The sequence below is a fragment of the Pseudoalteromonas sp. AOP7-A1-14 genome (assembly GCF_052376275.1).
Classification (GTDB): Bacteria; Pseudomonadota; Gammaproteobacteria; order Enterobacterales; family Alteromonadaceae; genus Pseudoalteromonas.
The window spans coordinates 1-14,882 of sequence record NZ_JBQSVO010000094.1 but is presented as its reverse complement, the minus strand read 5'-3'; the positions used below and the strand labels follow the sequence as shown (position 1 = coordinate 14,882).

14 protein-coding genes are annotated in these 14,882 nt (G+C 40.5%); 10 read left to right on the top strand and 4 right to left on the bottom strand.

The annotated features are described in order from the left end of the window. The 6 genes from ACT3RM_RS13610 to ACT3RM_RS13585 form a co-directional block, all read left to right on the top strand. Positions 1–1,169 (top strand): MFS transporter (locus tag ACT3RM_RS13610; RefSeq protein WP_444511390.1); only part of this gene is annotated, 1,169 nt, incomplete at its 5' end. Then, positions 1,162–2,310 carry an MFS transporter gene (locus tag ACT3RM_RS13605; protein ID WP_441835717.1) on the top strand — a complete coding sequence of 383 codons (1,149 nt, stop codon included), beginning with the start codon at positions 1,162–1,164 and terminating at the stop codon, positions 2,308–2,310. The genes ACT3RM_RS13610 and ACT3RM_RS13605, both read left to right, overlap by 8 nt. A gap of 461 nt (positions 2,311–2,771) precedes the next feature. Further along, complete coding sequence (locus ACT3RM_RS13600; RefSeq protein WP_244390307.1) at positions 2,772–2,996, top strand: DUF4177 domain-containing protein; 225 nt, start codon at positions 2,772–2,774, stop codon at positions 2,994–2,996. Next, complete coding sequence (gene yidD, locus ACT3RM_RS13595; RefSeq protein ID WP_441835716.1) at positions 2,989–3,213, top strand: membrane protein insertion efficiency factor YidD; 225 nt, start codon at positions 2,989–2,991, stop codon at positions 3,211–3,213. Before ACT3RM_RS13600 ends, yidD begins: the two co-directional genes overlap by 8 nt. Positions 3,214–3,227: 14 nt before the next feature. Beyond that, positions 3,228–3,593, top strand: coding sequence for a TM2 domain-containing protein (locus ACT3RM_RS13590; protein ID WP_441835715.1), 366 nt, complete (start codon positions 3,228–3,230; stop codon positions 3,591–3,593). A 64-nt stretch (positions 3,594–3,657) separates the two neighbouring features. Beyond that, positions 3,658–5,805, top strand: coding sequence for an exonuclease domain-containing protein (locus ACT3RM_RS13585; protein WP_441835714.1), 2,148 nt, complete (start codon positions 3,658–3,660; stop codon positions 5,803–5,805). 48 nt (positions 5,806–5,853) lie between these two features. Here ACT3RM_RS13585 and ACT3RM_RS13580 read toward each other — a convergent pair whose 3' ends face one another. The 4 genes from ACT3RM_RS13580 to ACT3RM_RS13565 form a co-directional block, all read right to left on the bottom strand. Then, a complete protein-coding gene (locus tag ACT3RM_RS13580; RefSeq protein ID WP_441835713.1) occupies positions 5,854–8,982 on the bottom strand; it encodes an efflux RND transporter permease subunit in 3,129 nt (1,042 codons plus the stop codon). An 8-nt stretch (positions 8,983–8,990) separates the two neighbouring features. Continuing rightward, entirely contained in the window at positions 8,991–10,244 is a 1,254-nt protein-coding gene (locus ACT3RM_RS13575; protein ID WP_441835712.1) for an efflux RND transporter periplasmic adaptor subunit, read from the bottom strand. Between the two features lie 4 nt (positions 10,245–10,248). Continuing rightward, on the bottom strand, positions 10,249–11,523 hold the full coding sequence (locus ACT3RM_RS13570) for a TolC family protein (RefSeq protein WP_441835711.1): 1,275 nt from the start codon (positions 11,521–11,523) through the stop codon (positions 10,249–10,251). Between the two features lie 61 nt (positions 11,524–11,584). After that, a complete protein-coding gene (locus ACT3RM_RS13565; protein ID WP_441835710.1) occupies positions 11,585–11,905 on the bottom strand; it encodes a hypothetical protein in 321 nt (106 codons plus the stop codon). 98 nt (positions 11,906–12,003) lie between these two features. Between ACT3RM_RS13565 and ACT3RM_RS13560 the strand changes: the two genes are divergently transcribed. The 4 genes from ACT3RM_RS13560 to ACT3RM_RS13545 all read left to right on the top strand — a co-directional run bounded on the left by ACT3RM_RS13560 (position 12,004) and on the right by ACT3RM_RS13545 (position 14,574). Next, a complete protein-coding gene (locus tag ACT3RM_RS13560) occupies positions 12,004–12,393 on the top strand; it encodes a Cd(II)/Pb(II)-responsive transcriptional regulator (RefSeq protein ID WP_441835709.1) in 390 nt (129 codons plus the stop codon). 88 nt (positions 12,394–12,481) lie between these two features. Continuing rightward, positions 12,482–13,261 (top strand): DUF2189 domain-containing protein, encoded by a 780-nt coding sequence (locus tag ACT3RM_RS13555; protein WP_441835708.1) that lies wholly within the window; start codon positions 12,482–12,484, stop codon positions 13,259–13,261. Positions 13,262–13,409: 148 nt separating this feature from the next. Further along, positions 13,410–14,102: a VC0807 family protein gene (locus tag ACT3RM_RS13550; RefSeq protein WP_441835707.1), complete on the top strand. Its 693-nt coding sequence runs from the start codon at positions 13,410–13,412 to the stop codon at positions 14,100–14,102. Between the two features lie 19 nt (positions 14,103–14,121). Further along, positions 14,122–14,574, top strand: coding sequence for a GNAT family N-acetyltransferase (locus ACT3RM_RS13545; protein ID WP_441835706.1), 453 nt, complete (start codon positions 14,122–14,124; stop codon positions 14,572–14,574). Positions 14,575–14,882 lie beyond the last annotated feature (308 nt).

Below are 14,882 nucleotides of genomic sequence, written 5' to 3'. Positions count from 1 at the left end.
CTTCTATAAGTAAAATGTTATTATTTTTAATGACCGCAGCAATTGCCGCTACAGCTGCAAATTTATACTACAGCCAGCCAATATTGCCACTGATAGCTCGTGAATTTAATTTAACGGATGCAAAAACCGGAAGTGTTGTTGCGCTAACACAATTTGGTTATGCCGCAGCGCTATTATTTATATCACCACTTGGTGATTCACTCCCTAGAAAACGAGTTATTGGTATTCTCTCTATTTTGCTTGTTTTGTCATCTACTCTTGCCTTTGCAGCTCCTAATTTAGTTGTATTATTAGTCAGTGTATTCCTAATTGGTTTAAGCGCTAATATTACTCAGCAGCTTATTCCATTTGCGGCATCGATGGTTAAGCCTGAAGAAAAAGGCGCAACGTTGGGCACATTAATGATGGGGTTAACGGTAGGTATATTACTATCAAGAACGCTCAGTGGCTCAGTGGCCGAGTATTTTGGTTGGCGCGCTGTATTTGCAATGTCAGCCTTGCTTGCGGCTGTATTTGGCCTACTGCTATACAAATTACTCCCTCATAACACGGCACATACTAGTTTAAATTATAAACAGTTACTCAAAAGTACGTTTGTACTATATAAAAAGCACAAGCCGCTGCAAATTTTTACCTTAGCTGGGGCTAGCTGGTTTGCGGCTTTCAATGCTCTTTGGGCAACCCTTGCTATTCATGTTAGTCATGCGCCGTTTAATTACAATGCCCAACAAGCTGGTTTATTTGGTGTTATCGCATTGGCGGGCGTAATTGGCGCAAAATCATCTGGTAAATGGGTTAATAAAATAGGTTCCAAAGCAATGGTAAAAATTGCTTTGGCGCTTATTGCTATCGGTTTTATTATTACAGGACTTTACGTAAGCAGTTTAGTGGCCTTAATCGTTGGTATTATTTTGATCGACTTTGGTGTATTTAGTGCTCAAGTTGCAAATCAAGTCAGGGTATTTTCAATTGATCCTCAAGCACAAAGCCGTATAAACGGTGTGTATATGTTGGGTTACTACCTAGGTGGTGCACTAGGCTCGATTACAGGTGTAAAAGCCTATCAATATTTTGCTTGGCCAGGAGTGGCCAGTGTAAGCCTTGCTTTCATATTGATTGCTTTACTATTCAATAAATTTGCCCCTAAAAGCAGGAACTATCATGAGTAAACTATCTCAACTTGGCAGTTATACTTTACTGTGCATCGCCAGCTTAACAATTATGGTGGGCTCCCTAGTAGCTCCAGGTTTATTAAGTATTGCTAACGCATTAGGCGTAACTGAGCATGCCGCTTGGCTAATTACTCTACCATCACTTGGCGCTATTTTATTTGCGCCATTTGCAGGTAAATTAATAGATCGATATGGCGCTTACCCGTCCTTAGTGATTGGTTTAATTTTATATGGTGCTGTTGGCGCTGCAGTATTTTGGCTTCATGGTCCCACTTTGGTATTTATAAACCGCATACTCCTTGGCGCAGTCACCGCGATTGTTATGGCCAGCGGTACTGTGCTTATTTCACAGTGGTATGTAGCAAAAGCCCGTTTAGCTATGATCGCCAAACAAGGAATGGCAATAGAGCTTGGTGGTGTGATCTTTCTGTTTCTTGGTGGACAGTTTGCGGCTATCCATTGGGGACTTCCTCTGAGCCTGTATTTAATTGCGTGGGTATTTTTAGTTATGTTGTTATTGTGGGTGCCAAAACAGTCGCCAAAACTAGCAGAGCCAATTGATTCAGGTGCATCAGAGCAACTCTCAAACAAAGGTTTACCTTTAATAGGCGTCTACATAGTCACTTTATTGGCAATGGTTACTTTTTTCTCTGCATTTATTTTGCTGCCAAAGAGCATGACGGCTCAAGGCTTTACTGAGCAAGTGATCGGTTATCTATTAGCATTTATATCGTTGATTGCAGTAATTACTGCGCACTTTATACCTAAATTTGAACAACGCATCGGCGAAATTAAGTTACTTGCTATTGCTTTTAGCGCTTATACCCTCGCTTATTTATGCTTTAGCTCTGCAGATGAGTTAATAATTTTAATATTAGGCGCTATTTTTAGTGGTATTGGCTTTGGTTTTAGTATTCCGCTACTCAACCACTTAACAGTACAGAAAAGCCCCTCTTCGGTTAGAGGCCGCAATCTTTCTTACTTTACGATGGCGGTTTTCTCTGGGCAGTTTTTAACATCGTTTTTGGAGTTCTTTAGTAATGGAATAACGACTATTTTTATCTTCTGCATGTTATTAGCTAGCACTATCGCTATAGCCTTACTAGTGAGTGAACGATTACTAAAGCGCAACTCTTAAATACCAATAGGTAATTTAAAAATTCCAGCGCAGTGTGAAGGGCTTTTAGAAAATAAACAGCACAAGCAAAGAATAGCCAATAACGAGTGCACCTTCCCACTGAAGAAGCTCTAAAAAATTCAGCTCTTTATTGCTAATGGCAACGAGGTAAAATAAAAATGGATTTTAACGGTAATATTGGCAAAAATCGATAGACTTCAAAATGTATCGTCATTAGCAGATGGAAATGTAATAGTAGAGCTCAATGATAGGCCGAGAAAAATCTCGAATATAAAGCGCTCGCCAAATTGACAGCTAAAAATATGGCTGCGATAGCTGCTTGGCAGTTATGCACTTCAGAGTTGCACCTACATCGTTAAAAATCATGAAAATATGCTATATTAAGCTTTAACTTTTAAATTAGCCGTAGATGAATTAAGTATTAAAACCCTAAATAAAATACCAACTAATAAGGAAAACACATGTCTAATTTTAATGAATATAAAGTAATGCACGTTGTTGAAGGGGGCTGTGGCACATTACTACTTGGCTCTAGTGGGTTACCTCTTAAACGCCTAGAAGCAACACTCAATGATGAGGCGCAAAACGGCTGGCAGTTAGTGTTTCAGGTTATCGAAAGTAAACGGTTTTGGCTTTTTTGGTCACGTGAAGCTGTGATCTTAACGTTAGGCAGAAACCGTGCTTAAAGCACTTGTACTCAATGCAATTCGCCGCTATCAATACAATGGCGGCTCTAAAGCGCATTTTAATATTAGTTGTAATTTCAACCCATCCTGCTCAGAGTTTACTCATCAAGCAATTACTAAGTATGGGCTGGTTAAAGGTCTTTATATTGGCCTTAAAAGAATACGGCGTTGCAATGACCCTGACTGCGTAAACGTTAAATCAGATCCGCTACCTTAAGGCTTATTAACCTCATGACATCAGAAGAACTAAACGCACAAGAAGAACAACTGCGCGCTAAAGTGAATGCATTACCTAATGAGCAACGTAAGCAGTTTTACCAACTACAAAAGCGTCACATTAAAGACCCTGATACCTACGCGGTACTGAATTGGTTTTTTGTCGCAGGTTTGCATCACTTCTATTTAGGTAAATTTCAACGAGGTGCAGTGAATTTAACACTAATGCTTATTGGCCTGCTGACTATTTATAGTTTTGGCATACTTTTAATTATCATCGTTTTGCTAATTGAGTTACCCCAGCTTTTTAAAAGTCAACGCATTGTCCATCAATATAACAATCGCATTATGGCTGACATTCTAAAGCAATTCAGCGATTAACCCGTGCTTGATTAGTTAACACAAATACTAGATACTGTTTTTTTATACAGTTACGGTGTGTGTTATGAAAAAAGAGTTACCTGCAAAATATTACTTAGCCCACTTCAAAGAGCTAATAACCTTTATTGAAACGCAATGCACACACTTACTAGAGTCAAAACATCGTGACTTTATTAATAAAGTAAACCAATTGACTGAGCAAGGTCAGTGTATGCTGGCGCGTATTTACTCACGCAAACCCTTGCTTATTGCAATAAACACGCTCAGTTATGATGAAATAACACAACCTCAACAGGCACTTGAAGAATTAAAAGCCGCTCAATTAGTCGCTCATCCTAATGATAATCAATATAATCTGCTGCTCGCACACTTAACTAAACCCGTGCTATTTGGGCTACTTGCCCCATTTGATATTCAACCTGCTATTAAGAAAAGTGCTTCAAAAACGCAGCTAATCACACAGGCTAGTGACTTTTTCACCTCAAAATCAGAGCACTTAACCCCTTTATACAAGCAATTTATTATTAATAACCGCAGCGACGTTTATGAATATTTTGAGTTTTTATACATTGGTCGATTAAGCAATAGTGATATTAACCATAAAAATAGTTTTGTGATGCGTGACTTGGGCCTTACCACCACGCGAGAGAATCACACTCAAAGTCTAGCCCGATTTGACACCTTAGCGCAGGCACACGCTAACTACATTTTAAATCGCTATCGACTTGCATTTAAAAATGCAGAAAGTGAGGGCGATTACCAACAATTAGCGACTGCGGTCATTGAGCAGCAAGCCGTTGGTGTACTGGCTGTGAACCTAAAAAACAAACTGCTCTTACAACTTCACCAACAGCTTAAGAAAGTGGATTCCGCTTCAAGCTTTAGTATTTTAGAGGCCTGCGAAGATAGTGCTGCCGCCATTGAAATTCAAATACGCGAACAGTACCGCCAAGGTAATAAAGAGTGGGCAAAGACGCAGCTTGAAAAAATCATCGACAACCCGCTCAATGATGATTTACTCTACTTTGCTGACGACTTTTTAATGCGTAAGTTTAATAAGCAAACCCGTTCTCGCTTAAGTACCATGTTAGCTGAGACACAGTGTGTGCTAGAAATAGACGAAATTTACCGAGGCGATGTTGAGCAAGGTGTTAATGAATTCTACACCCAGCAAGGACTGACCGTCTTTAATACCGAAAACACCTTATGGCAAAGCTTGTTTGGTTTGGTATTTTGGCAGCCACTTTATATCGACACTCCCACGGCACCTTGCAATGAGTTTGATTTATTTCCACAAGCATTAAAAACTGACAGTTTCTATCAAACTCAATCAGCCCAAATTGAAGAGTTGTTAGCAAACTGGCATTCATCCAATGATTTATTAAAGCATGTATATAAAAATGCAGCTTCCTACTTTGCGCATCCAAATGGCTTATTTCGTTGGCACAACGAGCTATTAGCCCCCATAGAGGTGTTGATACTAAATAGCCCATTACCGGTATTAAAAAATCATCTAAAAAATATGACTATGCACTTTATGCAGCTCAAAGATGGCTACCCTGATTTAATGGTGTTAAACAGCCATAAACTCCACTTTGAAGAAGTAAAAGCACCAGGAGATAAATTAAGACGCAACCAATTAACGACTATCGATTGTTTAAAAGCAACCGGATTTAATGTCCAAATTGCTGCGGTTAAGTGGTTTAAAAACCCCAATCAAATTTACAGTGTGGTCGATATTGAAACCACCGGTAGTTTAAAAGGTGATAATAGAATAACTGAAATTGGCCTTGTTCAATTACAGCACGGTGAGGTTATTGAACGTTGGTCAACCCTAGTCAACCCACAACAACGTATCCCTAAGTTTATCGTATCTTTAACCGGCATTACTGATGCCATGGTGTATAACGCTCCAACTTTTGCAGAGATAGTAGATACCTTGCTTGAGAAACTCAAAGGCAGTATTTTTGTTGCCCATAATGTTAATTTTGATTACGGCTTTATACGTAAAGAATGTGAAATGGCAGGGCACCGTTTTAAAATGCCAAAAATGTGTACTGTGGTGGAATCTCGAAAGGCATTTGCTGGGCTTAAGTCTTACTCGTTAGGTAATTTATCAGCCCATTTTAATTTAAATTTAACCGATCATCACCGCGCCCTAGCCGATGCAACAGCCACAGCTGAACTACTAAAATTGATTCAAAAAGTATAAACATAAAAAAGCTCAGCATAAGCTGAGCCTTAAAGAATAAGATAAAACTTATTTAACAGCTTTACCTTGGTGTATTAGCTTATATAAAGCGGGTAACACTAACAACGTTAATAGAGTTGAACTGATTATTCCGCCTATCACCACCGTCGCTAATGGCCTTTGCACTTCAGCGCCAGTACCGACATTAAGTGCCATAGGTATAAACCCTAAACTGGCAACAAGAGCGGTCATTAAAACAGGTCGTAACCGTTGGCTTGCCCCTTGTTGAATAGCTTCAAGTAACCCTACGCCTTGCTCTGCTAATTGACGGATAAACGACAACATTACCACCCCATTAAGCACAGCAACACCCGATAAAGCGATAAAACCGACCGCTGCCGAAATTGACAGTGGCATATCTCGTAAAGCCAAAGCAAGTACGCCACCTGTCAAGGCTAAAGGCACGCCACTAAAGACTATCAGTGCATCCTTCATCGAGTTAAAAGCACCATATAGCAAACCTAAAATAAGCAGTAAAGTAAGCGGCACAACCAACGATAATCGCTGACTCGCCGACTCTAACTGCTCAAAGGTGCCGCCATAGTCAACCCAATAGCCACTAGGTAGCCCTAGCTGCTCATTCATAACCGTTTGTGTTTGGGCAATAAAGCTGGCTAAGTCACGCTCATTCACGTTAGCGGTTACCACTACATTGCGTTTACCACTTTCACGATTTACTTGGTTAGGCCCTTCAACAAACTGAATGTCAGCCACCTCGCCTAACGGCACATAAGCAAGCTCAGGATTGCCTGAGTTAGGCACGGGAACTGGAATTTGCGCTAAGCGCTCACGACTTTGTGAATGCTGCTTATCTAGTCTTACCATTAGTTTAAAACGCCGATCGCCTTCATAAATTAGCCCCGCTTGCACACCCGACACCGCTGTACTTACCGCTTGATGGATATCATCAACGTTCAGCCCAAGTAATGCCATATGGTCACGCTGTGGAATAACCGATAAAGTAGGTAGTCCCGATAACTGTTCAAGACGCACATCACTTGAACCCGCTACGCCTTTAAGTAATTGAGTAGCTTTTTCACCGTATTGTTTTAAGGTATCTAAATCATCACCATAAATTCGCACTGCTACATCGGCGCGCACGCCAGCAATTAACTCATTAAAGCGCATTTCGATCGGTTGCGTGAACTCATAATTATTACCCGGTTCATCGGCCACTCGTGATCTCACTTTCTCTATTAAAGCTTCTTTACTTAAATTCGGACTAGACCATTGTTCGCGAGGCTTTAGCATTATAAAAGTGTCGGCAACATTAGGAGGCATTGGATCGTTAGCTACATCAGGCGTACCAATCTTAGAAAAAACATGTTCAACTTCATCAAGCTCACTAATAGCATTCTCTAACTGTTTTTGCATAGCCACGGATTGCGCTAACCCGGTACCAGGAATACGCAGTGCATGCATTGCAATATCCCCCTCATCTAATTGAGGCACAAACACGCTACCCATTCGCGTAACTTGAAAGCCCGCTGCGGCCAATAAAATTATGGCAAAAACAACAATACCCGCTGACCGTTTTAACGAAAAAGCAAGTAACGGTTGATAAACCTTACGCGCTCCACGCATAACTCGATTTTCGGTCTCAACAACTTTTCCGCGCACAAAAATAGCAATCGCAGCAGGTACAAAGGTAATTGAGAAAAGTAGCGCGCCAAGTAATGCGGCTACCACAGTAAAGGCCATTGGTTGGAACATTTTTCCTTCTACACCACTTAATGCAAAAATGGGTAAATACACCAACATAATAATTAACACCCCAAATACCGCGGGGTTAAATACTTCTTTGGTACTTAAATAAACCTCATGTAAACGCTCTTGCAAGGTAAGTAAACGCCCAGCCTTGTGCTGCGCCATGCCTAATCGTCTAAGCGCGTTTTCAACGACTATAACGGCGCCGTCAACAATAATACCAAAATCAATCGCGCCCATACTCATCAAGTTGCCCGATACTCTATTAGCTGTCATTCCAGTAACAGCAAACAACATACTAAGCGGGATCACCATGGCCGTTATTATTGCTGCAGTAACATTGCCCAGCATTAAAAATAACACCACAACCACCAGTACCGCGCCTTCGAAAAGGTTGGTTTTTACTGTTTCAATGGTTTTATCAACTAAGCTAGTACGGTCGTAAACGGCCTCTAAAATAACGCCCTGAGGCAAGCTTTGCTGAATTTGCGACAGCTTTTCAGCTACTTGTCTGGCGACAATACGGCTGTTTTCACCCACCAGCATCATAGCGGTCCCCATAACCGCCTCTTCACCTTCATAAGTTGCCGCACCCGTTCGTAATTGCTCGCCAAAATAAACCTCGGCTACATCTTTAATCCTTACAGGCGCGTCATCTCTTTTAGCTATTACCAACTGCTTAATTTGTTCGATAGAGCCAATTTGACCAGGCGAACGAACCAAATATTGCTCGCCATTTCGCTCTATATAACCCGCGCCTTTATTAGCATTATTAAGCTCAAGCGCTGTTATCACATCGCTAATACTTAACTTATACGCAAGTAACTTGCCTGGTATTGGCGCCACTTGATATTCTCGTTCATAACCACCAATGCTATTTATTTCAGTAACACCAGGCACTTTAAGCAACTGTGGCTTTACAACCCAATCTTGTAAGGTCCGTAAGTTTTCAGCACTATAAGGCTTGTCTTGTTCATTAAGGGCGTTAGGTTTTGCATAAATTACATAGTTATATATTTCACCTAAACCACTGGCTATTGGCCCAAGCGTTGGTTCAATAGTACTGGGTAACTCGGCCTTTGATTGCTGTAAGCGCTCAAAAACTTGCTGCCTTGCCCAATAAATATCAGTGCCTTCGTTAAAAATAACTGTTACTTGCGATAATCCATAGCGCGATAACGAACGAGTATAGTCAAGCTCTGGTAAACCAGCCATTGCGGTTTCGATTGGATAAGTGATCCGCTGTTCAGCTTCAAGTGGTGTATAACCCGGTGCACTAGTATTTATTTGCACTTGTATATTTGTTATATCTGGTACCGCGTTAATCGGTAGGCGCATTAAGCTATTAACGCCAATCGCCGCGATTAATGCCGTTAAACATAGTACCAACCAGCGTTTTTCAATCGCAAAAGAAATTATTTTATCTATCATGCTTCACCTCAATGCGCGTGACTTGCGCCAGCTTTCAATACATCAGCTTTAAGCACATAACTATTTTCAATTACGTAATCATCACCAACAGACAAACCCGAAATCACTTCAACCCAGTTCTCATCGCTAAGGCCTAAAGTCACAGGTTGCGCTTCAAAAATGCCACCAAAACGAGTAAATACAACCGGCTTGTTCATCATTGTTTGTAGGGCTTGCTTGTTAATCCGTACCGCCACATCTTTAGTTCCAGTAATAATATCGGATTTAACATGCATGCCCGGCCGCCAATGCCCTTCCTTGTTATCAATAAGTACTCTGGCACGTGCGATATGACCCCCAGTCATCATTGGAGCGAGGTAAAACACTTCACCTTTCGTTTCTAAGTGTTTATGTAAATCGTATACTTTCGCAGTTTGGCCTACGGCTATTTTTTCTATATTTTCAGGAAATGCTGACAGCTCGACCCATACCTTTGATAAATCAACCACTTCAAGTAAAGGTTGTTCAGATGCGAGCGTTCCCGCATTCACAAACTGCTCGCTGATAATCCCAGCTGCGGGGCTTTTAATAGTAAAGCTTTGTAACGTTTTACTATTTTTTACCGTTAATAAAGCTTGCCCTTTCGTTACCCTATCACCAATTGTAACTAGTATATTTTCAACAACACCACTGTATGGCGACATCACAGTAAATTGGCGTTTGGTGGTTGGTGTAATAACCCCAAATAGAGTTTCCTTAGATTCAATACTGCCACTAGTGGCTTTTACAGTACTGATATTAGCTGACTTAATTGCGCGTTCTGATAGCTTTGTACGCCCTTGATGCTGCTCAAACTGCCACTGATATTGCGTTTTATTAATACTCGCACTGACTTCAACATCGAATGAGTGTGGAGCAGAGACAGTTTGCTCACTCACTAAATAGCTGCCATCGGCAATAAAACTCAATGTTTGCACTTTATTTCCTAAACGCGTGAGAGTCACCTGAAGGTCCGTCACTTCAAACGCTTCGTTATTAACATTCATAGGTTCATCATGCTGATAAACATAAACGCGCATTTCAGGTGCAATACCCACTTCGTAAATACTAAGCTCTAAAGCAAAACCGTCTTTTTCTAGCAGCATACCGCCATGCGGCCCAGTAGCTTGTTCTTGATGTTTCTCATCATGTCCATGCTCTGAGCTTGCGTAAGCAAACGAAGTTGATAAAAAAGCCATCATCAATAGTAAGCGGGGTAAAATAAACGTCATTTTATTATTCATATTATTAATCTCTTTTGCTTGCTAAATTGCTCACCAATGAGCGGCCAGTTAAACGCTGCATAGCGACAAGGTTTTTCTGCTGACTAATGCGTAGTTCAATCAATTGGCGCTGCGAGTTAAATAACGCATGTTGAGCATCAAGCAGTTGCAACACGGATATTTGGCCATTTTGATAACTGACTTCACTGTCATGGAGCATCTGTTTAGCTTGCGCTAATAAATTGTTTTGTAAGGTAAGTGCGATTGCTTGGTCGGCTTCCATCTGAGTGTGAATGCTGGCTGCTTGAGCACGTATAGCACGACGTAATACCGCTTGCTGCTGAGTTAAGCCAGCTAGCTTAGCATCGGCCATGGCAACGGTTCCCTGGTTCGGATCTTGCCAATTTAAAGGCATAGAAAAGCCTAGTACCATTGAGCTATCATCGCTTAGTGCGTCATAGCGAAGCCCTGCATTTAGCTTGATATCGGTTACATTATTCGCTTGTGCCAATGCCAGTTCAGCCTGCTTTAAGCGTACTTGCTGTGCTAACAGTAAGTAGTTAGGTGCTTGATTAACCGCCTCCTGCCAGCTTATTTCGCTGGGAATACTAATCGCTTGTTGAGCATTAAGTGCGTGGCTAAAGTTAGGCTGTGCTAACCACATTTGACTCAGCTCATAACGTGCCTTTTTAAGCTCACCTTGAAAGCTTATACCACTTAACTTTACTTGCGCTAATTGAAACGCAATACGCGATACATCTGCATTTGATACAGCCCCTGCCGCAGCCCGTTGTTTAATAGTGGCGAGTAAGTCACTTGTTTTTTCTGCTTTTTGCTCGTTCCAAGCAATAAGCTGCTGCCATTTTAATACTTGGTAGAATTTATCAGCGGTATCGGTTAGTACATTTAAGCGGGCTATTTTATAATTGGTCATTGCTTCTTGATGCTTTTGCTTACTAACTGCAATACGTTGGTTTTGTTTATCACCAAGTTCAATTAGTTGCCCAAGCGTAACGGTTAACTGGCCTGCTTCAAGTCCTCTTCGAGAGCCGGTACCGAGTACATTTTCAAGCTCGACGCCCAGCTCTGGGTTCGGCGTTAAACTTGCCTGTAACTGCTCACCTTCTAGTGCGCGTAACTTATAGGGATATGATTGCAATTGTGGGTGTTCTGTCAGCGCTTTAGATAATGCCTCTGAAAGCTTGAGTGGCTCATCAGCATGCACATTAGCTGCCAAAAATAATGTGCAGCCAAAAGCTATGTACTTGCGCAAACAAGCATTAAAAAATCGAATTTTCATATACTACTCTTCTGTGTAAATTGTTAAGCATTAACGCTCTTTAAAGTTGCTATTAATTAACTTACACAGAATTTGGTGGCGGAACCGGTGGGGTATGCTCTAAATTGGTAAAAGTATTATTTCGTGCAACGACTTTTTCATCTAAGCACGAAAAAATAATCACTGACGCACCATAACCACTATGGCAACTTAAATGTACGTGTATGTCGTGATCTTGCTGGTCATATTCGGAGTTTTGAGAATCTACGCTAAGACCCTCTAAATGCTGGATATGTGAATAACTTTGATGGTCTTGATCTGGCGGATAAAAAGGCGCACTCACACAGCCAAAAAAGCCATGCATAACTAAAATTAGTATATAAACTAAATGAGTACCTTTCAAATCTTAGCCTTTGCTTTCAAGCGATAACACCGCAGTGCTGATAAATTACTTTATTTACGATAACCTATCATAAAGGTTCTAGTTACTGGAAGGTCAAGATGAAAATTAGTGAGCTGGCAAAACAAACCAATGTACCAGCTAAAACCATACGCTATTATGAAAACGTCGGTTTACTGGCTCCGCCAACAAGGGCGAATAATGGTTATCGGGTTTATCAAGACAATAGTGTGAAAACACTTATTTTTATTCGACGCTGCCGTGAACTAAAAATCTCTATTGATGAAATAAAGCAACTTGTAGAAGCTAAAAACCAACCTAGCTCATCATGCCAATACGTTGATAATATTATAGCCCAGCAGTTAGAAAACATACGAAAAGCACAACAAGAGTTAGCCAAGTTAGAGCAATCTTTAGCAACTTTGGCCAACAGTTGCGGCCACGGCAAAGTTATTGATTGCGAGATCTTAAACGAGCTACATAAAAACTGAACGAGCCATTTATTAGCTGCGTATCGCTTACTTGTAAACAATAGATATTTGTTCTAAACCTAAAGAGTACCTTTAAAGGAGCACTTTAATGCCTACAACAAACACTGTAGAGAAAAAAGCACAGTTTGCACGCTGTTTAGAATGTAATAAAGTAAATACTTTCGCCGCTTTTCATTGGCTAGCACTGGCTTTTAAAGATATAGCGCAAGCTCCAATATTGAGCCTTATTTATGGATTAATATTTACCCTCATTCCCGTCGCCATTCTATATTCAGCCTTTTTTACGGGGACGCATCTAGTTATTCTTCCTGCCTCGGTAGCCTTTGTTTTAATAGGCCCTGCATTTGCTGTAGCTTTATATGATGTTGCATGGGAGCTTGAAAAAGGTCACAAACCTACTCTTATGCACTCACTAAAATCAATGTTTAGAAACCCTGCCGGTGAATGGGGATTTGCAATATTACTGATGATACTCATGATTATTTGGATGCGCCTTGCAGCACTTGTTCATGCTCTTTACCCAAGTTATGCTAATCCAAGTTTTGAAGAGTTGTCGGCTTTTTTAACCTTAGGCACAATTGTTGGTTGCGTCTTATTAGTGACTGTATTTGCTATATCTGCATTCACGCCACAAATGATGATGGAAAGACGTGTCGATATAATGACCGCAGTTATGTCCTCAATGAATGCTGTAAAAACTAACTTTAGTGCGATGATTGTATGGTCTGGCTGTATATTTGTATTAGTGGCAATTGGCTTTGCCACTGGTGCTGCTGGCTTTATTGTGATTATGCCACTACTCAGTTACGCCAGTTGGCATGCCTATATCGCCATAATAAAAACCAAAAAAGCACGTAGGTATGAATAACTATTAACTTTTACTTTTACTTACAAATGCTCGCAGGTGCTAGCCCTATTTAAGCTGAAACTCGAATAATACAAAATTGCAATAGCGTGACGCAGCCAAAGGTTAGCTGATATACTTTTGCTATTGAGTTTTTAAGCAAGTATTCCCAATGAGCGAACCCACAAAAAAGAAGAGTAATTTTTTTAGTAACCTTATTTTCAATATCGTTTTACCCGCCGTTATACTTAGTAAATTTAGCAGCCCCGATACTTTAGGCCCAGTATGGGCAGTGGTGATAGCACTGGCTTTTCCACTACTATTTGGTCTGTGGGAGCTTAAGCAATCTGGCAAAGTAAACTTTTTTTCGATACTGGGCATAATTAGTGTACTACTCACAGGCGGCATTAGCTTATTGGAGTTAGACCCATCTTACATTGCAATTAAAGAAGCCATGGTGCCTGGCATTATTGGTATTGTGGTACTTATAAGCCAATATACACCTTACCCGCTAGTAAGAAAGTTGCTAATAAACCCAGAAATCTTAGACACCGAAAAGTTAGCCAAAGAGCTCGAACAACAAAATAATACCGCTATTTTTGATAAAAAAATGCGCCAAGCAGGCTTTATTGTTGCCTGCTCATTTTTCTTATCGTCAATACTTAATTATATTTTGGCTAAGGCAATTGTAGTAAGCCCGGCAGGCACCACAGCTTACGCAGAAGAGTTAGGTCGTATGACATGGTTAAGCTACCCAGTCATTGTATTACCAACCATGGTAATGATGATTGCTGCTATTATTTTCATTTTTATGCAGATTAAAAAGCAAACCCAAAAACCGATAGATGACTTTATACTCTCTTAACAAAGGCAAGGTTTAAAATATGAAACTAAGAGCCGCAACAAAAGCAGATATACCTGTTCTAAAGCAATTGGAGCAGGCTGTCATTGACGCTGAGCGGCCGCTTAATTCAGCAATAAAACAAGTAAATGCTAAATACTATAATCTTGAAGAGTTAATTTCTGATCGCAACACTGTATTAGCCATTGGTGAGACGAACAACCAAATTATAGCTACTGGGTATGTACAAATCAGAACATCTAAACAGCAGTTGCAGCACCAACAGCACGGTTATTTAGGCTTTATGTATGTTACACCAGATATGCGCGGTCAGGGCTTAAATCAGCAAATAATGGCATATTTAATTGAGTGGGCTAAAGCACGCCACGTAACTGATTTTTACCTTGATGTATACAATAACAATACTGCGGCTGTTTGTGCCTATGAAAAGCTGGGTTTCGAGCCTTGCCTACTCGAAATGAAATTACACCTTTAACAATTATACTCCCTTATAGCACCATGACTGTTATAAATAGGTAACTCCACCGCTCATCCAGTCACTGCAGGCAAGCAACAATATACTAAGTCAATGCAAAAGCTTCAATGTCTTATATTTCTCGATAAGAGCCGGTGACAAATTAACAATCTCTGCCTACGTTAAAACTTTGCAGATTTTACAAATATAAGCAGAACTTTCATAATTCACGCTAATTTAATTAAGTTAAAACACTCACTTTTTTACTGAAAATCCTCTGTGGCGTAGCTTGTAGCAAAAATCTTTATTGCGGCGCAGTAATTGCATTA